The sequence below is a fragment of the Streptomyces sp. NPDC057702 genome, assembly GCF_042799315.1.
Lineage (GTDB): Bacteria > Actinomycetota > Actinomycetes > Streptomycetales > Streptomycetaceae > Streptomyces.
Genome location: NZ_JBHVJC010000008.1, coordinates 185190 through 207975, shown reverse-complemented (window position 1 = coordinate 207975; position 22786 = coordinate 185190). Strand labels below are relative to the sequence as shown.

The window sequence follows — 22786 nt, the reverse complement described above, 5'->3', positions numbered from 1 at the left end:
ACCGCGCCCCCGGCCAGCCCGGCTCGCTCGCCATCGCCCGCACCGTCAACTCTCCCGGCGCCGGGGGCTCGTGCCGGCTGGCGGACGGCCGAGCCGCCGGGGGCGTCCGGGAGCCGCGCGGACACCGACCCGTCCAGCGCTGCCACAAGGCCCAACTCACGCCCGCTCGCGGCGCGTTCGGCACTGACTGGCCGAGCGGTCGGAATCCCTCACCTCTGACGGGGGGCGCGAAGGGCGGGGGCGGGTGCGCGCCGGGCGGCCGGGCATGGATCATGGGGGCCAGTCCGCAAGGAAGAGTTGAGCCCGTCGAGGAGTCAGGTATGCGCAGCCTCCACGCCGCCGAGCGGCTCGCCGCGCGCCGGGCGGTGCGGGCGACGGTGGCCGCCTGGCTCGACGGGCTCGACGACCGGCGGCTGCGCGAGTTGGTGGCCGCCGGCACACCGCTGGGCGTCGGTATCGGTGGCAGGGCCGCGGTCGTGGAGGTCGCGGGAACGCCCGTCTTCGTCAAGCGGGTGCCGCTCACCGCACTCGAACTGCGCCCGGAGCACGCCCGGTCGACGGCCAATCTCTTCGCCCTGCCGACCTGGTACCAGTACCCGCTGGGGTCGGCCGGCTTCGGCGCCTGGCGCGAACTCGCCGCGCACGCCATGACCACCGAGTGGGTACTCACCAACGCGTACGAGGGCTTTCCGCTGACGTACCACTGGCGGGTCCTCCCGGACACTCCGCCCGAAGGGTTCGTCGACGAGTTCGGCGGCATCGACGGCGCGGTCGCGCACTGGGAGAACTCGCCGCGCGTGCGCGCCAGGTTGGAGGCCATCAGCCGCTCCCCCGCCAGCCTGGTGCTCTTCCTGGAGTACGTGCCGCACACGCTGGCCGACTGGCTGCGCGCCCACTCCCAGCCCGGCACAGCCGGCGGCGCGGACTCGCCCTTCCCGTGGGCCGAGCGAGCCCTGAGGCGCGGCACGGCGTTCCTGCGCTCACGGGGGATGGTCCACTTCGACGCGCACCTGGCCAACGTGCTGACCGACGGTCAGCACCTGTACTTCGCCGACCTCGGTCTCGCCCTCAGCTCCCGGTTCGCGCTCACCCCGGCGGAGACCGGGTTCCTGACCGAGCACCTCGCGTACGACCAGCACCACGCGGTGGGCCAGCTGCTGCGTCACCACGTCCTCGCCGACCTGCCGGGCGAGCCGGGGCCCGTGGAGTTCCTCCGGGCCTGGCCGGCGGGCCGCTCCCGGGCACCGGCGGCCGGGGGCGCTGAGGTCGCCGCCCTGATCGACCGTCACGCCCGCGCCACGGTGGCGCTGCACGACTTCCACCGCGACCTGCTGACGGTCAGCAAGCGCACGCCGTTTCCGGCCGCGCGCCTGCGACGGTTGGCGCCGCCGTGAAGTCGCCCGCACCGCACCGCGAGGGGTCGGTGAGTGGGAGCCTCCGGGACGTACCCACGCGACCACCGGATGCGGGACCCTGCTGGCGGTATCCGTGGACGCCGCGCTCACGCGCGCGCCGACGAAGCGGCAGGGCTCGGATGCCCGGGAGCGGGCATCCGCCACAGATCACGTAAGACAGCGGAAGGCAGACGGACATGACGGGCAACAACGCCGAGCGCATCGACCTCTCCAGGGCGCATTCGGCGCGGGTGTACGACTTCATCCTGGGCGGCAAGGACAACTACGAGGCCGACCGGGCGGCGGCCGCCGCGGCGCTCGACGCCTGGCCCGGCCTGCGGACCAGCATGCACATCAACCGCGCGGTGATGCACCGGATGGCCAGCTGGCTGGCCACCGAGGCGGGGATCGACCAGTTCCTGGACATCGGGACGGGCATTCCCACCTCGCCCAACCTGCACCAGGTCGTGCAGACCGTGACCCCCGACGCGCGCGTGGTGTACGTGGACAACGACCCGATCGTGCTGGCCCACGCCCGCGCGCTGCTGACCGGCACGCCCGAGGGCCGCACGGCCTACATCGAGGCCGACATGCGCGAGCCCGACAACATCCTGGCCGCCCCCGACCTGCACGAGACGCTGGACCTGGGCCGACCGGTGGCGCTCACGATCATCGCGGTGCTCCAGTTCGTGGAGGACGCCAGCGGGCTCATACAGCGGCTGATGGAGCCGCTGCCCTCCGGCAGCTATCTCGCCCTGACCCTCGCCACCGCGGACCTGGCCCCCGAGTCCACCGCGCTGGCCGCCACGTACACCCGCCGGGGCATCCCCATGTACCTGCGCCCGCGCACGGAGGTCGAGGAGTTGTTCACGGGGTTGGAGCTGCTGGAGCCCGGCGTCGTGCCCATGCACCACTGGCGCCCCGAGCCGGGCACCGAGGTCGCCGAGGCCACGACCGTGAACATGTACGCCGGCGTGGGGCGCAAGCCCTAGCCGTACCGGCTCCCGAGAAGGGCCGCCGTCGCCCCGGCCGGGTGCCCGCACGCTCGTCACGGGGCGCGGGCAGCTGTTCACGCGCGCGTCCGCAGGGGGGCACGCTCGACCGGCTGCTCGCGCGCGGGCCGGCCCGCCCACGCGTCGGCAGCCGCTCGGCGTGACCGGAAGCCGCCCGTGAGGCGCTCGGCGCGGCCCAGTCCCTCGGGTCGCCGGGGCGGGCGGGGTGCGGTGGGCGGAATCCGGCCGTGTTGGTGGGTGGGGCCCCGCGCGGGCCGGGGGCGGGCATCATGCGGCCATGACGACCAAGGGCACACTCTTCGACTTCTCGGGGACCCTCTTTCGCGTCGAGCCGGCCGAGCGCTGGTTGCGCGCCGGGCTGCGGGCGGTGGGCGCCGACCCGGCCCCACCGGAGTTCGCGCGCCTCCTGCGGGAGTTGCGGGCCGTGGGCGCCCAGCCGGGCGGCGCGGCACCGCGCGAGGTGCCCGCGCACCTGGCGGCGGGCTGGCAGGTGCGCGACCTCAGCCCCGACCGCCACCGGTCGGCGTACCTGGCGCAGTCCCGGCAGGTCGGCGTGGACCACGCGGGACTGCACGAGGCGTTGTACGAGCGACACAGGGAGCCCGCCGCCTGGGAGCCCTATCCGGACGCCGCCGAGGTGCTGACGGGGCTGCGGGAGCGCGGGGTTCGCGTCGCGGTGGTGAGCAACATCGGCTGGGACCCGCGCCCGGTCTTCCGCCGGCACGGCCTCGACCGGTGCGTGGACGCCTACCTGCTCTCCTTCGAGCACGGCATCCAGAAGCCGGACCCCGCCCTCTTCCAGCTGGCCTGCGCCACCCTGGGGGTGAGCGCGCCCGAGACGGTGATGGTGGGGGACGACCGGCACGCGGACGGTGGCGCGGCGGCGATCGGCTGTCGGGTGCACTTCGTGGACCACCTGCCGGTGGACCAACGCCCGGACGGGCTGCGGCCGGTGCTCGACCTCATCGACTAGTACCAGCCCGGGCCCACCCGCGTGGCCGGCCCGCGCGGGCCCGCCCACCCGAACGCCCCGCGCCCTCGCCCCCACAGGAGGGGCGAGGGCGAGCGGGGCGCGGGGTGGTCAGCCCGTCGTGTCGCGGCGTGACTCGTGGGCGAGGATGCTGGCCTGCCAGCGGGCGAGAACCTCCTCCCGCCCGGAGCCGGCGTCATCGGCCTCGGTGACCAGCGCCTCGGCGGCCATCGCGGCGAGACGGACGACGACATGCCGCAGGTCGTGGGCGTCCAGGGGTTTCAGCAGGGCGCCCGCGCCGTCGCTGTCGTTGGCGAGCGCGCAAGCGATCATGGCCATCGTCGTGCGATCCCATTCGTATGCGTTCACGTGCTCAAGCCTTCCCGCGACCCACTCACCGAGAACGCCTACCCACGGGTAAACCGGGGGCGCGTGAGGCGCGAGAGGCCCGTGTGACGGCAGCGTGGGAAGGGTTGTGAGCTGGTTCACGGGGCGCTGGCCCACGAGGCTGGAGGTGCGGGCGGCCTCGCCACTCCCGCACGGGGCCACGGACCCTCCGTCCGGGCCGGCCGGCGGCCCCGCACCCCCGTGGCCAGGGTCGCCGTCCGTCGCGCCACCGTAGCGACCGCCGATTTCGGACGATCCCCCGCGTCGCCCGAAATCGGCGGTCAAACCGGCGTTCGCCCTGTTCAGAGGGGGCGGACAACCGGAGACCCACTGAGTATATTGGCTTCGAGCCAGTCAACGCAGGAGTTACAGCATGTCCCCGCGCAGCGCATCGGTCAATGAGGAGTTGCGCCGACGCTCTCAACAGCGTCTGCTGCAGGCAACCGTCGACCTTGTCGACGAGTACGGGTACGAGGCCACCACGCTCGCGAGCATCGCCGATCGCGCGGGCGCCGCCCGTGGCCTGGTCTCGTACTACTTCCCTGGCAAGCGTCAGCTCCTCCAGTCCGCCGTCCACCGCCTGATGCACACGGAGTTGGCGGCGGCCCTCGACCGCGACCCCCTACCCACCGGCGACGACGCGGGGCGTGAGCTGCTCGCGCGGGCCATCGACGCGATCCTCGGTCTGGCCAGGGACCGGCCCCGCCTCATGCGCACCCACATGGCGGGCATCCTGCAGGCCGAGGGCTTCATCCAGTGCGCCGAGCAGCAGCGGCTCGCGGAGCTGCTGCGGGAGACGGTCGTCGCGTACGGCTGTGACGACCCCGACACGGACTACCGGTTGCTGCGCGCGCTCCTGATGGGTGCCGTGGTCGCCGTTCTGCTGCCCGGGGCGCCGATGCCGGCCGCGCGGCTGCGCGCGGAGCTCTTCCACCGCTACGGCCTCGACTGGGAGCAGGGCGACCCGCCCCCGCGCGAGGGCGGCGTGCCGGGTGAGAGCGTGCCGAGCGAGGGGGGTACGCCGCCCCTGGACGGCGCCGCGCGCTAGACGTCGGAGCGCGGCCGGACCGCGCGGGCGCCGGGCCGCCCGGGGTGTGCCGCGCCCGCGCCGGGCGCCGGTGGCGGTGGTCGCGGCGGGCCCTGGGTCGGTGCATCCAGCACATCTCGCGGGTTGCCTCCGGCATCTCCCGCCGCGTGTGCTCCGGTGCCATGCTGGAGTCCCAGCGGGAAGGAGTTCCGCCGTGCTCCGCGTCGCCGTCGTCGGCTCGGGCCCCAGCGGGGTGTACACCGCCCAGGCCCTCCTCCAACAACGCCTCGTCCCCGATGTCGTGGTGCATGTCCTCGACCGGCTGCCCGCCCCCTTCGGGCTGGTCCGGTACGGGGTCGCCCCCGACCACGAGAAGATCAAGTCGCTCCAGGGCAACCTGCGCACCGTCCTGGAGGACCCCCGGGTCACCTTCCTCGGCCATGTGCGGGTGGGTGAGCCCGGCGTGAGCCCCGCCCGGTTGCGCGAGCTCTACCACGCGGTGGTGTACTGCGTGGGTGCCGCCGCCGACCGTCGGCTGGGGGTGCCGGGCGAGGAGCTGCCGGGCAGCCGCTCGGCCACCGAGTTCGTCTCCTGGTACAGCGCGCACCCCGACGCCGCGGCGGACGACTTCGCGCTCGCCACCCCCTCGGCCGTGGTGGTCGGGGTGGGCAACGTGGCGGTGGACGTCGCCCGGGTGCTCGCCCGGGACGCGGCCGAACTGCGCGGCACCGACGTGCCCGCCGCCGCCCTTGGCGCACTCGGCCGCAGCCGCGTGCGCGACATCGTCATGGTGGGCCGGCGCGGCCCCTCGCAGGCCAGGTTCACCACCAAGGAACTGCGCGAACTCGGCGCGCTGCCCGGCGCCACGGTGCGGGTGCGGCCCGAGGAACTGGCCCGCGACCCCGACTTCGTCGACCCCTCGGGCCTGCCCGCGGTGCACCGCCGCAACGTGGAGGTGCTGCGCGGCTGGGCGACGCGACCGCCCGAGGACCGGCCGCGCCGTATCCACCTGCGGTTCTTCCTCCGCCCCGTGGCACTGCTGGCCCACCCGGACGGGGCGGGCGCGGACGCGGAGCCGGAGGCCGGCGGCGTCGGGGTGCGCGCGGTGCGCTTCGAGCGCACCGCCCCCGACGGACGCGGCGGGGTGGTGGGCACGGGGGTGTACGAGGACATCGACGCGCGGCTGGTGCTGCGCTCGGTCGGCTACCGCGGGGTGCCGCTGCCCGGGCTGCCCTTCGACCCGGACCTGGGCACGGTCCCCCACCAGGCGGGTCGCGTGCTACGCCAGGGCGCGCCGGCGCCGGGCGAGTACGTGGCGGGCTGGATCAAGCGCGGGCCCAGCGGTGTGATCGGCACCAACCGGCCGTGCGCGAAGGAGACCGTGAACGCGCTGCTGGCCGACGCGCCAGAGCTCGTCGCCCGCCCGGTGGTCGCCGACCCGTTGGCCGCGCTGCGCGGGCTCGGCCAGGAGCCGGTGGAGTGGCGTGGGTGGCTGCGGATCGAGGCGGCCGAGGCGGCGCTGGGCCGGGAGTTGGGCCGTACGAACGTGAAGATCCCCGACTGGGACGGGCTGTTGAGCGCGGCCCGCGCGGGGTCGTGACCGCAGGGCACCGGGCGCTTCGGTGACATCCGACGGCTCGGGCGGCGCGCGCGGGTGGCGCGCGCCCGCGCCGTCGGTGGTCAGGCCGGGCCGATGCGCCGCTCCTGGTCGTGGGCCGCGGTCAGCACGCTGTCCAGCAGCCCGGGGAAGAGCGACTCCAGCTCCGCCCGGCGTAGCAGGCTCATCTTGGCGGTGCCCCGGTACATCTGCTGGATGACACCGCTCTGGCGCAACACGCGGAAGTGGTGCGTACCGGTGGACTTGCTCACCGGCAGGTCGAAGACGGAACAGGCCATCTCGCCGCCGTCGGTGGCCAGTCGGCAGACGATGCGCAGCCGTACGGGGTCGGACAGGGCGTGGAGTACGCCTTCGAGGCGGATGTCCGTCGCGCTCGGATGCTCCAGGGCCCGGCCTGACGACGGGGCGGTGGCCTGCTGAGTGGGCACGGCTACTCCTCACGCTGCTGCGAACAGGCACGGCACGAGCGCGTCGTATTTTGACGCACACCGTACTACGACGGAAATCGTACAACATGGATACGGGGCCGTGCAGGGCCCTCGCCTCCTTCCGGCACCCCTCGCCCACTCCGTTCGCTCGCGGGGGTCGGGGCCCGAAAGTCGCTCGATATTCTTTTCCGTTTCGCACTCCCGGGGCGCGACTGCAAATGAGTGAAACATCGCCGGCCAGTTTGTTCATATCCCGCCCCTATCGGGACACTTGAGGCCGCGCGCAAAGCGCCGTGAAACCGCGCAGCACCACCCAGGCGAGGAGTGCACACCGATGAGCGATGCCCTAGGCGTCATTACGGAGATTCTGGCCGAACAGTTCGAGGTGGATCGGTCCGTACTGCGTCCGGAATCCACGCTGGACGAGCTGGAGCTGGACTCGCTCGCACTGCTCGAATTCTCCCTGGTGCTCGCGGAGCGCACTGGGTTGCGGGTGAGCGACGAGGACGTGACCCGCGATCTGACCCTGCGACAGATCGCGGAGTGGATCGAGACCGGGCACGACCTCACCGAGGCCGGGTTGCGCGCCTAACCACCTCTTTCCACACGCCCGTTGGGCCCGTCATCGCCGGGACGGTCCCCGGGCCGGGCGGCGCCTGGCGCGCCACGCGCGGTGGGCCGCCGCCCGACGGGGGCGGGCCCGCGCGCGGCACGGGCCACCGCCGCCCGCTTCGCCGACCACCTCCAAGAAAGGCGCGGATTCCTGGTGCGCAAGAGCGCGACGCTCGATCAGAGCGGCCAACAGATCACATCGGCTCCCGGGCCGTCCGCCGTGCTTTCGGTCCTGGCCGAAAGCGACCCGTTGGCCGTCGCCTTTTCCGGCGGCGTGGATTCCGCGGTGGTGCTCGCCGGTGCCGTACGGGCCTGGGGAAGCGCGCGTACGCTCGCCGTCATCGCGGACTCCCCCGCGCTGGCCAGGAACGAGCTGCGCGACGCGCGGCGCACGGCCGCGGAGATCGGCGCCCCGCTGGTCGTGGTGCCCACCGACGAATGGACGGTGGCCGGATATCGCGAGAATTCCGGGAACCGCTGCTATTTCTGCAAGCGCACGGTGCTGGCCCGGGTGGCCGACGTGGCCGCCGCGTACGGCTTCCACGGGGTCGCGACCGGCACCCACCGCGACGACCGGCGGGCACCGCACCGTCCGGGGCTGCGCGCGGCGGCCGAGCTCGGTGTCGCCGAGCCGCTGGCCGAGGCCGGCCTGGGCAAGCCGGAGGTGCGCGCCGTGGCCGCCGCGTGGGGGCTGTCGGTCGCGGAGAAGCCGGGCACACCGTGTCTAGCGTCGCGGGTGGCTGTCGGGGTGCCGGTCACCCGTGAGCGGCTGGGGCTGGTCGAGCGGGCCGAGGAGCTGGTCCGCGCGGAGCTGGCCAGGGGCCGCGTCCCGCTCACCGACGTGCGGGTCCGGCTGTTCGCGACGGACTTCCGTGTGGAGCTGGGACCGCCCGCCTACGACTGGGTCACGCGGCAGCCGGAGCGGGCCGCCGCCCTGTCGCGTCGGGTGGCCGGGGCGACGCGCCGGGGCCCGGGGGCGGTGGCGCCCTACCGCGTGGGAGCGGTGAGCGGCGGGCCCACCGACGCCCCGGCCGGCGCCCCGGCCGGCGCCCCGTCGACGGGCCCCGCGAGTGATCCGGCGCGACCAGCCGGTGCGGGCGCCGCGGGCGTCGTGCGACACGACGGGGCCGTGCGCGGGACGGAAGGGGCCTGTCGTGCGTGAGACCGAGACGCTGCGGGTGGCCGACTTCGCCCGGCTCGACCTCGATCGGCGCGACCGTACCGGCGTGCCCGAGGTGGTGTTCGCGCAGGCCAAGACGGCGGCCCAGACGCTGCGGCTGCTGGCCGAGCTGCGGGCGGGTGATCCGGCCGTGCCCGCGCTGGCCACGCGGTGCCCGGCGGAGGTGCTCGCCGCCGCGCCCAGCGCGTTCGGCGCGGACCCGGTCCGTGTGGACACGGTGGGGCGCACGGTCACCGTGGGCCCGCTGCCCGCCGCGCGCGGCGCCGTGCGGGTCCTGACGGCCGGGACCGGCGACCTGCCCGTGGCACGCGAGTGCCTGGCCACGTTGGCGGCGTTGGGTGTGGGCGCCGCTCTCGTGGACGACGTGGGCGTCGCGGGCATCGGTCGGTTGTTCGCGCAGTTGCCGACGCTGCGCGCGTCGGACTGTGTGGTCGTCGTGGCCGGCATGGACGGCGCCCTGCCCAGCGTGGTGACCGGCCTGCTGCGCGCGCCGGTGGTCGGGGTCCCCACGAGCGTGGGCTACGGCGTGGCGGCCGGCGGCGTCGCCGCGCTGGGTTCGATGCTCGCGGCCTGCGCGCCCGGCCTGACGGTCGTCAACATCGACAACGGCTTCGGGGCCGCCGTACACGCCGCGAAGATCATCAACGCGGTGCACGGTGGCTGAGCCCGCGCCCGGGGACCGCCGACCGACGCCCGCGGCGTGCCGGCCCCCGGGCCGCCCGGCGCGCCCCTCCGCCCCCACGGGGCCCGGCCGGACGCGCGGATCGGCCGGTACGAGAGGGACGCGGCGTACCAGGCACCACCGGCTCGCGCGCACGGCGGGCCGCGACACGACAGGAAGACGCACCCGATGAGCGAATCCCCCGAGGCGGGCCCGGCCTCCGCCGCGCCCCAGCCGCGACCGGCCCCCACTCCGGAGCAGCCCCCCGCGCGGTCCGGGAAGCGGCCGCCGCACGAGCGGCGCCGGGGCACCGCGCCCCCCGCCGCGCCGGAACCCTGTGACACGGCCGAACCCCAGGCGCCGCCCGATACCCGGACCGGTGGCGCGGCGCACCTGGACTGCACGGCCGGCGTGGCGGGCGACATGCTGCTGGCCGCGCTGGTGGACGCGGGGGCCGACCCCCGCGTGGTCGCCGACGCGGTGGCCGCCCTCGGCGTGCCCGGCCTCACGGTGCGCACCCGGCCCGCGCGGCGGGGCGGCTTCGCCTGTCTGCGGGCCCACGTGGACCGACCCTCGGTGCCCGATCGCTCCCGGCACCTGCCGGAGGTTCTCGCGCTGCTGGCCGAGGCACCGCTCGCGCCCGAGGTGGCCCGCTGCGCGCGGCGGGTCTTCGAGCTGCTGGCCGAGGCCGAGGCCCAGGCGCACGGCACGACCCCGGAGCGGGTGCACTTCCACGAGGTCGGCGCGCACGACGCGCTGGCGGACGTGGTGGGCTGCGCGGCGGCCCTGGCCGATCTGGGGCTGCTGGCCCCCAACGCCGAGGTCACCTGTTCCGCGTTGGCGGCTGGCAGCGGGCACGTCACCGGTGCCCACGGGCGGATGCCGGTGCCGGTACCCGCCGTCCTGGGCATCGCCGCGCGCCACGGACTGGCGCTGGCCGCCGGCGAGTTGACCGGTGAGCGCACCACCCCGACCGGGGCCGCGCTGGTCGGCGCGGTGGCCAGGCCCGGCCCCATGGTCGCGATGACGGTACGGGCCGTGGGAGTCGGCGGGGGCCACCGGGACACTCCCGAGGGCCCCAACATCACCCGCGTCGTGGTGGGCGAGGCGCTCGCGGTGCCCTCGGCGGCGGTGTCGGGCGAGGTCGTGGTGGTCGAGAGCACCGTGGACGACCTGGACCCACGGCTGTGGCCCTCGGTGCTGGAGGCGCTGCGCGCGGCCGGCGCGTGGGACTGCTGGACCGTCGGCACCGTCGGCCGTCGCGGCCGGCCGGGTCGGCTGGTGACGGCGCTGTGCGCGGCCGAGGTGCGGCCCGCCGTCACCGACGTCCTGCTGCGGCACACCACGACGCTGGGCGTGCGCTGGTCCACCCAGCGGCGTACGACGTTGCCGCGCCGGGTGACCACCGTGGCCGTGGGGCCGCCCGGGCGTGAGCAGTACGTCCCCGTCAAGATCGCCGACGTGCCGGGCGGGGAGGTGACGGTGCAGCCGGAGCTGGCCGAGGCCGAGCGCGCCGCGCGGGCCCTGGGCTGGCCGGTCCGGCAGGTGTGCGCGGCGGCCATCAGCGGCTATCTGCGCGAGCCGCCCGCCCGCGCCGTGCCGCGCCAGCCGCCGGGACACACCTGATCGCCCGCCGCCCGCCCCGGCCGTGACCCGGCCGGGCCCGCCCCTCGCGTGGCGGGGCGGCGTGCGCGGGCGTACCGGGGCGGGCCCGCTCCCCGCCCCGGTACGCGCCACCGCCCCGCTCCCACCGCCCACCGCCCGTCACCGGATTCGACCGCCGACCCCTGACCCGGAGGAAGCCATGCCGCGTAGCTACGCCGTCACCAGCCTGGAGGGGGCGCACGTCTTGCTCACCGGGGCCACCGGATTCATCGGGCAGGCCGTGCTGGAACGGCTGCTCGCCGACCATCCCGACACCCGCGTCAGCCTGCTGCTGCGCGGCCGGGGCGGGTGCGGCGGGCGGGACCGGCTGGTGCGGCTGTTGCGCAAGGACGTCTTCCGCCGGTGGCACGAGAGACCAGGCGGCGACGAGGAACTGGCCGAGGCGGCCCGGCGGGTACGGGTCGTCGAGGGGGACCTGGAGAGCGTGCGCGGGCTGCCCGGGGATCTCGACACGGTCATCCACTGCGCGTCGGCGGTCACCTTCGACCCGCCCGTCGACCAGGCGTTCGGCGCCAACGTCGCCGGGGCGGTGCGGCTGTGCCAGGAGCTGGCCCACCAGGCCACCCCGCCCCACCTGGTGTACGTCTCCACCGCCTACGTCTCGGCGCCCGGTCACGGCCGGGTGCGCGAGGAGCCGCTGCGGCACACCGTGGACTGGCGCCAGGAGCTGGCCAGCGGCGAGAGCGCGCGTGCCGAGACCGAGCGGGACTCCCGGCGCCCGGAGGTGCTGCGTCGGCTGTCGCGCGAGGCGCGCCGGGCACACGCGCCGGGCGGCAACCAGGTGGTGGCCGGACACACCGAGGAGGCCAGGCGCGCCTGGGTGGCCGAACGGCTGGTGGCCTACGGTCGCGCCCGTGCCAACTCCCTGGGGTGGACGGACGTCTACACCTTCACCAAGGCGCTGGCCGAGCGGGCCACCGAGGAGAGCTGGGCCGGGCGGCCCCTGACCGTCCTGCGGCCGGCGATCGTCGAGAGCGCGCTGCGCCATCCCTACCCGGGCTGGATCGACGGCCACAAGATGCTCGACCCGCTGATCATCGACTACGGCACGGGCGCCATGTGGGACCTGCCCGGCGACCCCGACGCCGTGCTGGACCTCATCCCGGTGGACCTGGTGGTCAACGCGATCCTGGCCGCCGCCGCGGCGCCGGCGCCACCGGACGCGCCGCACTACTTCCACGTCGGTTCCGGCGCCGGCAACCCGCTGACCTACGGCGCGCTCCACGACCACCTGCGCGCCTACTTCGACCGCCACCCGCTGCCCGATCCGCGGGGGCGCGGCCATCTGCGGCACGCGCGGTGGCGGTTCCAGAGCGCCGCGCGGGTGCGGACGGCCCTCGACCTGGCCGACCGGGCGGCGACGACGGCCGGCAGCGCCCTGGAGTGGCTGCCCGGCGGTGCGCGGACCCAGGAGCGGGAGCGCCGGCTGCGCCACCACCGGGGCGAACTCGCGCGCCAGCGTCACTACTTCGAGGTCTACCAGCCGTACACCGGCGCCCAGGGCCGCTACGACGACCGGGAGCTGATGGCCCTGCACCGGGCCCAGCCACCCGAGCTCGCGGCCGGTCGCGGCTTCGACCCGCGCGGGCTCGACTGGCGCGACTACCTGGAGGAGGTGCACTGCCCGGCGGTCACCCGGCGGCTGCGCGACGCCATGAGCCTGCGGGGGGCCTCGGCCGGGCGTGGGCACGGGGCCGGGCGCGCGCTGCCGGCGGCGACGGACGCGGCGGCCGTGTTCGACCTCGACGGCACCGTGGTGGCCGCCGACATGGTCGAGTCCTACCTGTGGGCCCGCCTGGCCTCCGGGTCCCTCCCCGGGCACCTGGCGGAGCTGCTCGACCTCGCCCGTACGGTGCCCCGCTACCTGCGCGCGGAGCGCACCGACCGGGCGGCGTTCGTCCGTGCCTTCCTGCGCCGCTACCAGGGCGCCGACGCCGCCGCGCTGCGGGCCCTGGTGCCCGAGGCGCTGGCGGACGCACTGCTGCGGCGGGTGGCGCCGGAGGCGGTACGCCGGGTGCGCGAGCACCGCGCCGCGGGGCACCGCACCGTCCTGGTCACCGGCAGCCTCGACGTACTGGTCGAGCCGCTGCGCCCGCTCTTCGACGACATCGTCGCCTGCCGGATGGAGAGCCGGGGCGGGGTGCTCTCCGGCCGCCTGGTCGAACCGCCGGTGGTCGGCGAGGCGCGCGCGGTGTGGCTGCGGGAGTACGCGCGCGAGCAGGGGCTGTCGCTGCGGAACTCGTACGCGTACGCCGACAGCTACTCCGACCGGCCCTTCCTGGCGGCGGTCGGCCGACCATGCGCGGTCAACCCCGACCTGCGGCTGTACCGGTACGCCGCGCGGCGGCACTGGCCCGTCGTGCGCTGGGGGGCGCACGTGGGCAACCGGTGGGAGGTGCTGGCCGAGACGGTGCGGGCCGGCGAGGCCAGCACAGCGACAAGGAGCTACGCGTGAGCAGACCCGGACTGGTCCTCGAAGTCGACGAGCGCACACCGCCGTTGCTGGTGTGCGAGGGGGAGGGATTCCGTCTCGAGCAGTTGCCGCACGGCACCCGCGTGGTCTACCCGCCCACGTCGCTGCCCGGCATCCGTGACCTGGACGCGGCGATCGAGCGGGCGTTGCGCGAGCCGCACGGCAGCGAACCGCTGTCCGCGCTGCTGCGCCCCGGGATGCGGCTGACCATCGTCTTCGACGACCTGTCGCTGCCGCTGCCGCCCATGCGCAGCCCCGACGTCCGCCAGCGGATCATCGAGCACGTGCTGGAACTCGCCGCCGCGCACCGGGTGGACGATGTCGAACTGGTGGCGGCCAACGCCCTGCACCGCCGCATGACGCCGGCCGAACTGCGCCACGTGGTGGGTGACCGGGTCTTCCGCTCGTTCTTCCCCCACCACCTGCGCAACCACGACGCGGAGGACCGGGAGAACCTGGTCCACCTCGGTCAGACCGGGCACGGCGAGGACGTGGAGATCAACCGCCGCGCGGCCGAGAGCGACCTGGTGGTGTACGTGAACATCACGCTGGTGGCGATGAACGGCGGCGCCAAGTCCGTCTCGGTGGGCCTGGCCAGCTACCGCAGCCTGCGCCACCACCACAACGTGGACACCCTCCAGCACTCGCGTTCCTTCAACGACCCCACGCACTCGGCCATGCACCGCTCCTATGACCGCATGCAGGACCTGATCGGCGGTCAGGTGAAGGTGTTCACCATCGAGACGGCGCTGAACAACGACGCCTTCCCCCGGTCGTTGGGCTTCCTCAGCAAGCGCGAGTGGGAGTGGAACGCGGCGGACCAGGCGGCGTTCGTCGGCGCCCGGCGCGGTTCCCGACTCCTGCCGCCGGCGCTGCGCCGGCGGGCCTTCCACCGGGTGGCCGCACCCTGGGGGGTGACCAGCGTGGCCGCGGGCGCGCCGAGCGCGGTGCACCCGATCACGCTGCGACACGTGCACCGCCAGCAGGTCACACCGGTGGCGGGACAGGCCGACATCGGCGTGTTCGGCGTGCCGTACCTGTGCCCGTACAACGTCAACTCGGTGATGAACCCGATCCTGGTCGCTTCGATGGGGCTCGGCTACCTGTTCAACATGTACCTGAACAAGCCCATCGTGCGACGGGGCGGGGTGGGCATCTTCTACCACCCGCTGCCCAACGCGTTCCACACCGTGCACCATCCCAGCTACCTGGACTTCTACGAGGACGTCCTGTCCCAGTCCACCGATCCGGCGGTGGTGGAGAGCAAGTTCGAGGAGCAGTTCGCCACCGACCCCTGGTACGTCCACCTCTACCGCAGGAGCTACGCCTACCACGGGGTGCACCCGTTCTACATGTGGTACTGGTGCGCGCATGCGATGGAGCACCTGGGTGACGTCATCTTCGTCGGCGCCGATCCCACCGTCGCCGCCCGTCTCGGGTTCCGCGCGGCCAGCACGCTGGACGACGCTCTCCAGATGGCCTCGCACACGGTGGGTTCCAGTCCGGAGATCACCTATCTGCACGCCCCGCCCCTGACGTTGGCGGCCGTCTCGTGACGGGCGGCCGGGAGCCGACCCCGCACCGCCGGGCGGCCCAGCGACTCGGCGGCGCGGACCCGGCCCGCGCCGGCGGGCTGCGCCGGGACCTGGCCCTGCTGCGTCGGGGCCGCGACTGGCGGGGGCGGGCCCGACCACCGCGCGCTCTGCCGCCCGAGCAGTACGCGCCGGGTGGGGACCGGCAGGCGCCGTTTCCCACCGCCTGGGCCCGCTCGGCCCCGGCCGCGCTGGCCCGCGACGTGCTGCGCACCGGCCTGTTCCGGCCGCTGCTGTGGGCGCGCGTGCGGCCCGTGGTGACGGGCCGTGAGCACCTGGTGGGGTTGCGCGGGCCGGTGGTGTTCGTGGCCAACCACGCCAGCCATCTCGACACGCCGCTGATCCTCGGGGCGCTGCCGGGGCCGCTGGCGGCCCGCACCACGGTGGGCGCGGCGGCCGACCACTTCTTCGCCTCGCGGCTGACCGGGGCGGGCACGGCGCTGCTGTTCAACGCCTTCCCGGTGGACCGGCGCGGCGATCGGCGGGCCGGGCGGCGCGGTCACGGGGCCGGGTTGGCGACCCGGCTGATCGGCGACGGTTGGAGCGTGCTGCTCTTCCCCGAGGGGTCGCGCTCGCGCGACGGCTGGACGGGGTGGTTCCGGCTGGGCGCGGCGCGGCTGTGCCTGGACACGGGGGTGCCGGCCGTCCCGGTGGTGGTGCGGGGCACCTTCGCGGCGTTGCCGCCCGGCGACCGGGTGCCCCGCCGCGACGGTCCGCCGGTCAGTGTCCGCTTCGGCCGCCCGATCGTGGCGGGCCAAGGCGAGAAGGCGCCGGCGTTCCGCGACCGCATGATGCGCGAGGTCAACGCGCTGTGGGCGGAGTCCGACCTGGGGTGGTACGGCGCGTTGCGCGGCGCGGCGGACGCGGCCGGCGCGCCGCCCACCCCCGCGGCGCCGCCCCCCGCCGACGGGGCCCGGCGCGCGGCGCACTGGCGCCGGGTGTGGGAGTCGACGCGGGGCACACGGCGACCCGGACGCCCCCGGGTGTGGGGAGGTGCGCGGGGACGAACAGGGCGTACGGCAGGCTGAGTTGGGTCGGGCGGAGTGCTCGGCGGTGCCCGGGGAGCGGGGCGGTGTCAGCGGAGCGCGGGAGGCGCGGCCCACGGCGCTTGTACGAGGGGAGTCGTAATTTGATGAATGGCGTACTACGATGAGTGTCGTACAACCCCGCACCCCGACACCCCTCCGAAGTGGAGTAGCCGTGAGCGCGCTGTTCGAGCCCTACACCCTGCGGTCGCTGACCATCCCCAACCGGGTCTGGATGGCTCCCATGTGCCAGTACTCCGCCGAGGTCTTCGGGCCGAACGCCGGGGTGGCCAACGACTGGCACTTCGCGCACTACGTCGCACGGGCCGTGGGCGGCGCAGGACTGATCCTGGTCGAGGCCACCGCCGTCTCCCCCGAGGGCCGGATCAGCCCCGCCGACCTCGGGCTCTGGAACGACACCCAGGTCACGGCGCTACGACGGATCACCACCGCCCTCAAGGGGTTCGGCACGGTCCCGGGCATCCAGATCGCACACGCTGGACGAAAAGCCAGCACCGACCGCCCCTGGAAGGGCGGCAAGCCGATCACCGACCCCGCCCAGCACGGCTGGCGGCCGGTGGGCCCCAGCCCGGTCGCCTTCGACGCCGAGCACCCGGTGCCCGACGAGCTGACGGTGGAGCAGATAGACGAGATCGTCGGCCAGTTCGCGGACGCGGCTCGGCGCGCGCTGGCCGCCGGCTTCGAGGTCGTCGAGATCCACGGCGCGCACGGGTACCTGATCGGCGAGTTCCTCTCCCCGCACAGCAACCACCGCACCGACGCGTACGGCGGCTCGTACGAGAACCGCACCCGCTTCGCCCTGCGGGTCGTGGACGCGGTGCGCGCGGTGTGGCCCCAGGAGCTGCCGGTCCTCTTCCGCGTCTCGGCGACCGACTGGCTCCAGGAGAGCGCGCGGGCCGAGGGCGCCTCGGCCGAGGGCGCGGCGGCCGGCTGGACGGCGGACGACACGGTGCGTCTCGCGCGCGACCTGCACGCGCACGGCGTGGACCTGCTCGACGTCTCCACCGGCGGCAACGCCGCCGGGGTGCGCATCCCGACCGGCCCCGGCTACCAGGTGCCCTTCGCTGCTCGGGTGAAGGCGGAGACCGATCTGCCGGTCGCGGCCGTCGGCAAGATCACCGAGCCGGAGCAGGCCGAGGAGATCCTCCGGGCCGGCGAGGCGGACGCGGTGCTGCTGGGCCGGGAGCTGCTGCGCGACCCGTACTGGGCGCACCGCGCGGCGCGCGCGCTCGACCTCACCCCGACATACCCCGACCCCTACCGCTGGGCCGCCTGATCGGCCCGCTCGCGCGTTGCCCTGCGCACCGGCCGCGGCGGTCGGGCGAACGGGCCCGCCCTGGGCCAGTAGAGTGATCGCCGTGGCTGGACGACCGTTGAACGAAATCGTAGAACCGGGCTGGGCCAACGCACTTGAGCCGGTGGCCGACCGCATCACGGCGATGGGGGACTTCCTGCGCGCCGAGATCGCGGCGGGACGCACCTACCTGCCGGCGGGGCAGCACGTGTTGCGCGCGTTCCAACAGCCCTTCGACGAGGTGCGGGTGCTCGTCGTCGGTCAGGATCCCTACCCCACGCCAGGGCACGCGGTAGGGCTCAGCTTCTCGGTCGCCCCCGAGGTGCGTCCGCTGCCCGGCAGTCTGGACAACATCTTCCGCGAGATGCACGCGGACCTCGGCCACCCCCGCCCGTCCAACGGGGACCTGACGCCCTGGACCCAACAGGGTGTCCTGCTGCTCAACCGGGCGCTCACCACCGCGCCACGCAAACCGGCGGCCCATCGGGGCAAGGGCTGGGAAGAGGTCACCGAGCAGGCCATCCGGGCCCTGGTGGGACGCGGCAGGCCGCTGGTGTCGATCCTGTGGGGGCGGGACGCGCGCAATCTGCGTCCGCTGCTCGGCAGCCTGCCGGCCGTCGAGTCCGCCCATCCCTCACCCATGTCGGCCGACCGGGGGTTCTTCGGATCGCGCCCGTTCAGCCGGGCCAACGACCTGCTGGCGCAGCAGGGGGCCCAGCCGGTGGAGTGGCGCCTGCCCTGATCGCGCGTGACCGCTGGCGTGCGCCCGTGCGCCGCTCCTGACCGTCGGCATCCGGACAGGCGAGCGATACTGTCGGGTCATGACTACGCATCCCTCCACGCCCGCGGGCTGGTACGCCGACCCGCAGGGCACACCGAATCTCCTGCGCTGGTGGGACGGCGCCCAGTGGACCGCGCACACCCATGCCGGCCAGCCGGGCCAGGCCGTCCAGCAGGCCGTCGGCACGCCGCCCGAGAAGATCCAGCGCCAGGTCCAGCAGCAGGCGGGCCTGGGCACCTCGGTCCCCCAGGGCGGCGGCACGCTGTTCACCGAGTCGGTGCTGGTGGTGAACCAGAAGGTCAAGCTCATCGAGCTGACCAACGAGTACAGCGTCTTCGACCAGCACGGCCGGACCATCGGCTCGGTGGTCCAGGTGGGGCAGAGCGCGCTGAAGAAGGTGGCCCGCTTCGTCTCCAGCTTTGACCAGTTCATGACGCACCGGTTGGAGATCCGGGACGCCTACGGGCAGCCGCACCTCGTGCTGACCCGGCCGGCCAAGTTCCTCAAGTCCCGGGTCCTGGTGGCCCGTCCGGACGGGCAGCCGGTCGGCGAGATCGTGCAGCAGAACATCATGGGCAAGATCAACTTCGCGATCATGGTCCAGGGCCAACGGGTGGGTGCCATCAAGGCGGAGAACTGGCGCGCCTGGAACTTCGCCATCGTGGACCACGCCGACCACGAGATCGCCCGCATCACCAAGACCTGGGAGGGCCTGGCCAAGACCATGTTCACCACGGCCGACAACTACGTGCTCCAGATCCACCAGCAGCTTCCCGACCCGCTGCTCAGCCTGGTGGTGGCCACGGCGCTGACCGTGGACACCGCGCTCAAGCAGGACGCCCGCGGGTTCGGCTGAGCCGATGGACACCAACCCCCCGGCGCCTCCCACCCAACCCACCACCCGCCGCACGTCCGCCCCGGACGCGGGCACGATCGGCACGCGCTACGCCCTGGGCATCGACTCCGGAGGCTCGGGCGTACGCATCGCCCTGGGCCCCGTCGACCCGCTGGGCGAGCCCGCCGCCGAGCCGCTGACCTGGCACTCCCCCAGCCCGGCGACCGTCGGCGAGCGCGGCATCGACGCTGCCGGCCTGCTGGAGCGAGTGCTGCCCGCCGCCCAGCGACTGCTGCGCACGGCCGGTGCCCAGGGCGTCGCCGCCGTCTGTGTCGGCGCGGCCGGCATGGCCACCCTCGGCGGTGACCTGCGGGCCCACCTTCCCACGGCGCTCGCCGCTGCCCTCGGCCCGCGCCGGCTGGCGCTGGCGGCCGACGGCGCCACGGCGTACGCGGGCGCGCTCGGGCAGCGGCCCGGCGTCGTGGTGGCCGCGGGTACGGGCATGATCGCGCTGGGCACCAGCCTGGGCGAGGGGCCGCACGCGGGTTGGCGGCGCGCCGACGGCTGGGGTCATCTGCTGGGTGACTGCGGCGGTGGCGCGTGGATCGGCCGGGCCGGCCTGGAGGCCGCCATGCGCGCTCACGACGGGCGCGCGGGTGGCTCGCACCCCCTGCTCTCCCGGCTTGAGGCCACCTTCGGACCGCCCGAGCAACTGCCGGGCCTGCTCTACCCGCGCCCCGATCGGCCGGCCGTGCTCGCCTCCTTCGCACCGGAGGTCGGCCGCTGCGCGGCCACCGACCCGGTGGCGGCCGCCATCCTGCGCGAGGCGGCGGACCACATCGCGCGCGCCGCCCAGGCCGCCTTCCCCGGCCCGGTCACCACCCCCACGACGGCCACCGGTGTGAGCGACGCGGCCCGGGGCACGGCGGCCGAGGTGGCACACGCCCCGGGCGCACCGTGGGCCCCGATCGGCGAGGGCCCGGAGGCGCCCTCGGACGGGGTCGGCCCGGTCAGCGCGCTCGCGCTGACGGGCGGACTGTTCCGGATGGGGGCGCCGCTGGTCGACCCGGTGCGCCGCGAACTGGCCCGCCGGCTCCCCGGGGTTCCGGTCGTGACGGCGGCGGGCGACCCGCTGGCCGGCGCGTTGCGCGTGGCCTCCGCGCTCGCGACGGACACGTTGCGGCTGCCCGTCGACGGGCAGTTGCTCCAGATCCTCTGAGCCGCCGCGCGCGAGGCTCGGCGGGACGGTGGGGCACGGGTTCGGTGTGCCGCGCGCGACGGTCCGTAAGTCACCGTCGCATCACGGATAGTGCGGCACACACGACCCAAAACGCCGGATAAAACGGGACGGATTCGGCCTAGTTGTACCCACCTGAACAGCGCGGCTCGTCAAACGGCTAACATGCGGCGCCATGAGTTCCCCCACCGGTCCCGCGTCCGGCCTGCCTGTACGAATGCCACGACCTCGCCAGTCCGGACGGCACCGGCGGCCCGAGCCCGCCGCCGCTCCCGTCGGCGCGCCGCCGCTGGTACTCGCCGTACCCGGGGCCCCCGATCCGGTGACGAACGCCCTGGTCGACGAGGTGCTGAGCATCGCGCGCTCCGAGCTGCCCGGCCTCGACGCCCGGGTCGGTTACGTGGGGGAAGCCGGCGCGGAGTCCCTGGCCCTGGAGGCCGTGTTGGCCCGGGCCGGCCACGAGCGCGCGGCCCAGCTCGACGCCGCGCGAGCCGCCGACCCCGCCGCGCAGTCGCCCGAGGCCGGGGCCCAGCAGCAGGTCACGGACGGACCGGCGGCCGTGGTGGTGCCGCTCCTGGCTGGCCCGGACAGCGAGCTGGTGGCCCGGGTGCGGCAGGCCGTCGACAACAGTGGTTGCGCCACCCAGCTCACCGACCCGCTGGGCCCGCACCCGCTGCTCGCCGAGGCGTTGCACGTGCGACTGTCGGAGGCCGGGCTGGCCCGCGCCGACCGCGCCCGGCTGTTCACCGTGGCGACCGCGGCCGACGGCATCATCCTGGCCACCGTCGGCGGGCCAGAGGCCGTCCAGGCGGCGGGCATCACCGGCATGCTGCTCTCGGCCCGCCTCGCGGTGCCGGTGCTGGCCGCCCCGCTCGACGAGAAGGGCGCCATCGCCCGCACCGCCGAGCAGTTGCTGGGCTCCGGCTCGCAGCGCCTGGCCCTGGCCCCGTACCTGATCGGGCCCGAGGTGTCCGCCGAGCTGATCGAGACGGCGGCCAGGGAGGCGGGTTGCGCGGCGGCCGAGCCGCTGGGCGCCTACCCCGCCGTGGGCCGGCTGGCGCTGTCGGCGTACGCGACGGTGCTGGGCCTCACGCTCCCGGGCGCGCCCAACCGCTAGGCGACCACCCGCTCCGCACGCGAGGGCGGCCCGGATGCCGGTGTTCGGCGTCCGGGCCGCCCTCGCGCATGGTGCGCGTCACCGTTCGCGACAGCGATTCTTCTCGTGCCGTGGTGGGCCGTGGTGGGCCCGACACGGCCCCGGCGTCCGCCGATGCCCGCCGGTCGAACCGACGGCCACGGCGGCGGCCGGGGCACCGTACGCCACGGGGGCCCGGCGCACGGTGGTGGGCGTCCGGTGTCAGGCCAGCACCACGCACGAGGCCGCGGGGGCGTCCACCGAGCCCGCCCAGGTGGGGGTCCCGCTCTGGGTGTCGACGGTGAACCAGGCCACGTCACCGGAGTGTTCGTTGGCCACGTACAGGCGCTCCCCGGTCGTGGAGAGAGCCAGGTGCCGGGGCCAACGCCCGCCGCAGGCCACGGTGGTCACCAGTCGGGGCCGGTCGGCCGCCGTCAGGTCGAGGACCGCGATGCTGTCGTCGCCCCGGTTGGCCACCCAGGCGAATCGCCCGTCGGCCGCGACGACCAGTTCGGACGGGTAGTTGCGCGGCTGGTCGGCGCCCTCGCGCGGGGGCAGCACGGCGAGCGTGTGGCCGGGCGTGAGTTCGCCCGTGGCGGCGTCCCAGCGGCAGGCGGTGACCGTGGAGTCCAGCTCGTTGGTGACGTAGGCCCACTGGCCGCCCGGGTGGAAGGCGACGCTGCGCGGCCCGGCGCCGGCCGCGAGCTGGGTGGCGCCGTGCGGGCGAAGGGTGCCCCGCTCGTCGTCCAGCTCGTAGACGTACACCGCGTCCGCGCCCAGGTCCACGGCGAGCACCCAGCGTCCCGAGGGGTCGGGCAGTACGGCGTGCGCGTGCGGGCCCCGCTGCCGCTCCGGGTCGGGGCCCGAGCCCTCGTGCTGGCGTACGTCGGTGGGCTTCGCGAGGCCGCACCACGTGCCGTGGCCCTCCGGGTCCAGGAGGTAGGGCAGGACGCTCACGCTGCCCGAGGTGTAGTTCGCGATGAGCACGTGGCCCGGGGTCAGGGACAGGTGGGTCGGGTCGTCACCGCCCACGGCCGCCGGGAGCCCGAGCGGGGCGGGCCGGTCGGGGTCCCCCAGAGAGAAGGCCGCGCCGTACCCCTCGGGCGTCTCGCTGACCGCGTACAACACCCCCTGGGCGCGCGAGAGGGCCAGGTAGGAGGGGTTTTCCACGATGTCCGTCGAGTGCTTGACGGTCAGGGCCCCGCTGTCCGGTTCGACCGTGGCGACGCTGACGCCCCAGCCTCCCGCCGAGGTGAACGAGCCGATGTAGGCCCGCTGGTCACCGCTGGCCGCCCCGTCGCCGGCCGTGCTCTCGTCACTCGTGCCGCTCGCCATGTCGCACCTTCCTCGGCCTGTCGCGTGGGGACGGGCCGTAGCCGTAGGTCCGGACCAGGATGCCCGGTTCACTCGCACGGCTCTAGATGCGTGCGGCCACGGC

At 75.0% G+C, this 22786-nt stretch carries 20 protein-coding genes; 17 read left to right on the top strand and 3 right to left on the bottom strand.

What is annotated here, in order from left to right:
* Window positions 1-320: 320 nt before the first annotated feature.
* The 3 genes from ACFVFR_RS08395 to ACFVFR_RS08385 all read left to right on the top strand — a co-directional run bounded on the left by ACFVFR_RS08395 (window position 321) and on the right by ACFVFR_RS08385 (window position 3380).
* The gene (locus tag ACFVFR_RS08395; protein ID WP_383698909.1) at window positions 321-1394 is read left to right on the top strand and encodes a protein kinase family protein; all 1074 of its coding nucleotides are present in this window, start codon (window positions 321-323) and stop codon (window positions 1392-1394) included.
* Window positions 1395-1591: 197 nt separating this feature from the next.
* On the top strand, window positions 1592-2386 hold the full coding sequence (locus tag ACFVFR_RS08390; RefSeq protein WP_383698908.1) for an SAM-dependent methyltransferase: 795 nt from the start codon (window positions 1592-1594) through the stop codon (window positions 2384-2386).
* A 298-nt stretch (window positions 2387-2684) separates the two neighbouring features.
* Window positions 2685-3380, top strand: a complete 696-nt coding sequence (locus ACFVFR_RS08385; RefSeq protein ID WP_383698907.1) for an HAD family hydrolase — start codon at window positions 2685-2687, stop codon at window positions 3378-3380.
* Between the two features lie 108 nt (window positions 3381-3488).
* Here ACFVFR_RS08385 and ACFVFR_RS08380 read toward each other — a convergent pair whose 3' ends face one another.
* Window positions 3489-3746 (bottom strand): hypothetical protein, encoded by a 258-nt coding sequence (locus ACFVFR_RS08380; RefSeq protein ID WP_383698906.1) that lies wholly within the window; start codon window positions 3744-3746, stop codon window positions 3489-3491.
* A gap of 391 nt (window positions 3747-4137) precedes the next feature.
* On the opposite strand from ACFVFR_RS08380, the gene ACFVFR_RS08375 reads away from it, so the two are divergent.
* Both ACFVFR_RS08375 and ACFVFR_RS08370 read left to right on the top strand, forming a co-directional pair.
* Window positions 4138-4812: a TetR/AcrR family transcriptional regulator gene (locus tag ACFVFR_RS08375; protein ID WP_383698905.1), complete on the top strand. Its 675-nt coding sequence runs from the start codon at window positions 4138-4140 to the stop codon at window positions 4810-4812.
* 193 nt (window positions 4813-5005) lie between these two features.
* Window positions 5006-6391, top strand: a complete 1386-nt coding sequence (locus ACFVFR_RS08370) for an FAD-dependent oxidoreductase (RefSeq protein WP_383698904.1) — start codon at window positions 5006-5008, stop codon at window positions 6389-6391.
* Window positions 6392-6471: 80 nt separating this feature from the next.
* On the opposite strand, the gene ACFVFR_RS08365 is transcribed toward ACFVFR_RS08370, so the two are convergent.
* Complete coding sequence (locus ACFVFR_RS08365; RefSeq protein WP_383698903.1) at window positions 6472-6837, bottom strand: ArsR/SmtB family transcription factor; 366 nt, start codon at window positions 6835-6837, stop codon at window positions 6472-6474.
* Between the two features lie 334 nt (window positions 6838-7171).
* On the opposite strand from ACFVFR_RS08365, the gene ACFVFR_RS08360 reads away from it, so the two are divergent.
* From ACFVFR_RS08360 to ACFVFR_RS08305, 12 genes are all read left to right on the top strand, one after another.
* Window positions 7172-7429: an acyl carrier protein gene (locus ACFVFR_RS08360; protein WP_383698902.1), complete on the top strand. Its 258-nt coding sequence runs from the start codon at window positions 7172-7174 to the stop codon at window positions 7427-7429.
* Between the two features lie 174 nt (window positions 7430-7603).
* The gene (locus ACFVFR_RS08355; RefSeq protein ID WP_383698901.1) at window positions 7604-8611 is read left to right on the top strand and encodes a TIGR00268 family protein; all 1008 of its coding nucleotides are present in this window, start codon (window positions 7604-7606) and stop codon (window positions 8609-8611) included.
* Window positions 8604-9293, top strand: coding sequence for a nickel pincer cofactor biosynthesis protein LarB (gene larB / locus ACFVFR_RS08350; RefSeq protein ID WP_383698900.1), 690 nt, complete (start codon window positions 8604-8606; stop codon window positions 9291-9293). Before ACFVFR_RS08355 ends, larB begins: the two co-directional genes overlap by 8 nt.
* Window positions 9294-9479: 186 nt before the next feature.
* On the top strand, window positions 9480-10916 hold the full coding sequence (larC, locus tag ACFVFR_RS08345) for a nickel pincer cofactor biosynthesis protein LarC (RefSeq protein ID WP_383698899.1): 1437 nt from the start codon (window positions 9480-9482) through the stop codon (window positions 10914-10916).
* 178 nt (window positions 10917-11094) lie between these two features.
* Window positions 11095-13410 (top strand): HAD-IB family hydrolase, encoded by a 2316-nt coding sequence (locus ACFVFR_RS08340; protein WP_383698898.1) that lies wholly within the window; start codon window positions 11095-11097, stop codon window positions 13408-13410.
* Complete coding sequence (locus ACFVFR_RS08335) at window positions 13407-14984, top strand: lactate racemase domain-containing protein (RefSeq protein WP_383698897.1); 1578 nt, start codon at window positions 13407-13409, stop codon at window positions 14982-14984. Before ACFVFR_RS08340 ends, ACFVFR_RS08335 begins: the two co-directional genes overlap by 4 nt.
* Window positions 14981-16048 (top strand): lysophospholipid acyltransferase family protein, encoded by a 1068-nt coding sequence (locus ACFVFR_RS08330; RefSeq protein ID WP_383698896.1) that lies wholly within the window; start codon window positions 14981-14983, stop codon window positions 16046-16048. Before ACFVFR_RS08335 ends, ACFVFR_RS08330 begins: the two co-directional genes overlap by 4 nt.
* A gap of 172 nt (window positions 16049-16220) precedes the next feature.
* A complete protein-coding gene (locus tag ACFVFR_RS08325; RefSeq protein ID WP_383698895.1) occupies window positions 16221-17342 on the top strand; it encodes an NADH:flavin oxidoreductase/NADH oxidase in 1122 nt (373 codons plus the stop codon).
* A gap of 82 nt (window positions 17343-17424) precedes the next feature.
* Window positions 17425-18102, top strand: coding sequence for a uracil-DNA glycosylase (locus tag ACFVFR_RS08320; RefSeq protein WP_383698894.1), 678 nt, complete (start codon window positions 17425-17427; stop codon window positions 18100-18102).
* A 79-nt stretch (window positions 18103-18181) separates the two neighbouring features.
* Entirely contained in the window at window positions 18182-18997 is an 816-nt protein-coding gene (locus tag ACFVFR_RS08315; protein WP_383698893.1) for a phospholipid scramblase-related protein, read from the top strand.
* 4 nt (window positions 18998-19001) lie between these two features.
* Window positions 19002-20195, top strand: a complete 1194-nt coding sequence (locus ACFVFR_RS08310) for an N-acetylglucosamine kinase (RefSeq protein WP_383698892.1) — start codon at window positions 19002-19004, stop codon at window positions 20193-20195.
* A gap of 193 nt (window positions 20196-20388) precedes the next feature.
* Complete coding sequence (locus tag ACFVFR_RS08305; RefSeq protein ID WP_383698891.1) at window positions 20389-21330, top strand: sirohydrochlorin chelatase; 942 nt, start codon at window positions 20389-20391, stop codon at window positions 21328-21330.
* Between the two features lie 240 nt (window positions 21331-21570).
* Here ACFVFR_RS08305 and ACFVFR_RS08300 read toward each other — a convergent pair whose 3' ends face one another.
* The gene (locus tag ACFVFR_RS08300; RefSeq protein WP_383698890.1) at window positions 21571-22683 is read right to left on the bottom strand and encodes a lactonase family protein; all 1113 of its coding nucleotides are present in this window, start codon (window positions 22681-22683) and stop codon (window positions 21571-21573) included.
* Window positions 22684-22786 lie beyond the last annotated feature (103 nt).

Bases quoted from the DNA above. Each gene is read 5' to 3' on its own strand.
- ACFVFR_RS08395 (WP_383698909.1), top strand. From the start codon at position 321: ATGCGCAGCCTCCACGCCGCCGAGCGGCTCGCCGCGCGCCGGGCGGTG.
- ACFVFR_RS08390 (WP_383698908.1), top strand. From the start codon at position 1,592: ATGACGGGCAACAACGCCGAGCGCATCGACCTCTCCAGGGCGCATTCG.
- ACFVFR_RS08385 (WP_383698907.1), top strand. From the start codon at position 2,685: ATGACGACCAAGGGCACACTCTTCGACTTCTCGGGGACCCTCTTTCGC.
- ACFVFR_RS08375 (WP_383698905.1), top strand. From the start codon at position 4,138: ATGTCCCCGCGCAGCGCATCGGTCAATGAGGAGTTGCGCCGACGCTCT.
- ACFVFR_RS08360 (WP_383698902.1), top strand. From the start codon at position 7,172: ATGAGCGATGCCCTAGGCGTCATTACGGAGATTCTGGCCGAACAGTTC.
- larC (WP_383698899.1), top strand. From the start codon at position 9,480: ATGAGCGAATCCCCCGAGGCGGGCCCGGCCTCCGCCGCGCCCCAGCCG.
- ACFVFR_RS08340 (WP_383698898.1), top strand. From the start codon at position 11,095: ATGCCGCGTAGCTACGCCGTCACCAGCCTGGAGGGGGCGCACGTCTTG.
- ACFVFR_RS08315 (WP_383698893.1), top strand. From the start codon at position 18,182: ATGACTACGCATCCCTCCACGCCCGCGGGCTGGTACGCCGACCCGCAG.
- ACFVFR_RS08310 (WP_383698892.1), top strand. From the start codon at position 19,002: ATGGACACCAACCCCCCGGCGCCTCCCACCCAACCCACCACCCGCCGC.
- ACFVFR_RS08305 (WP_383698891.1), top strand. From the start codon at position 20,389: ATGAGTTCCCCCACCGGTCCCGCGTCCGGCCTGCCTGTACGAATGCCA.
- ACFVFR_RS08300 (WP_383698890.1), bottom strand. From the start codon at position 22,683: ATGGCGAGCGGCACGAGTGACGAGAGCACGGCCGGCGACGGGGCGGCC.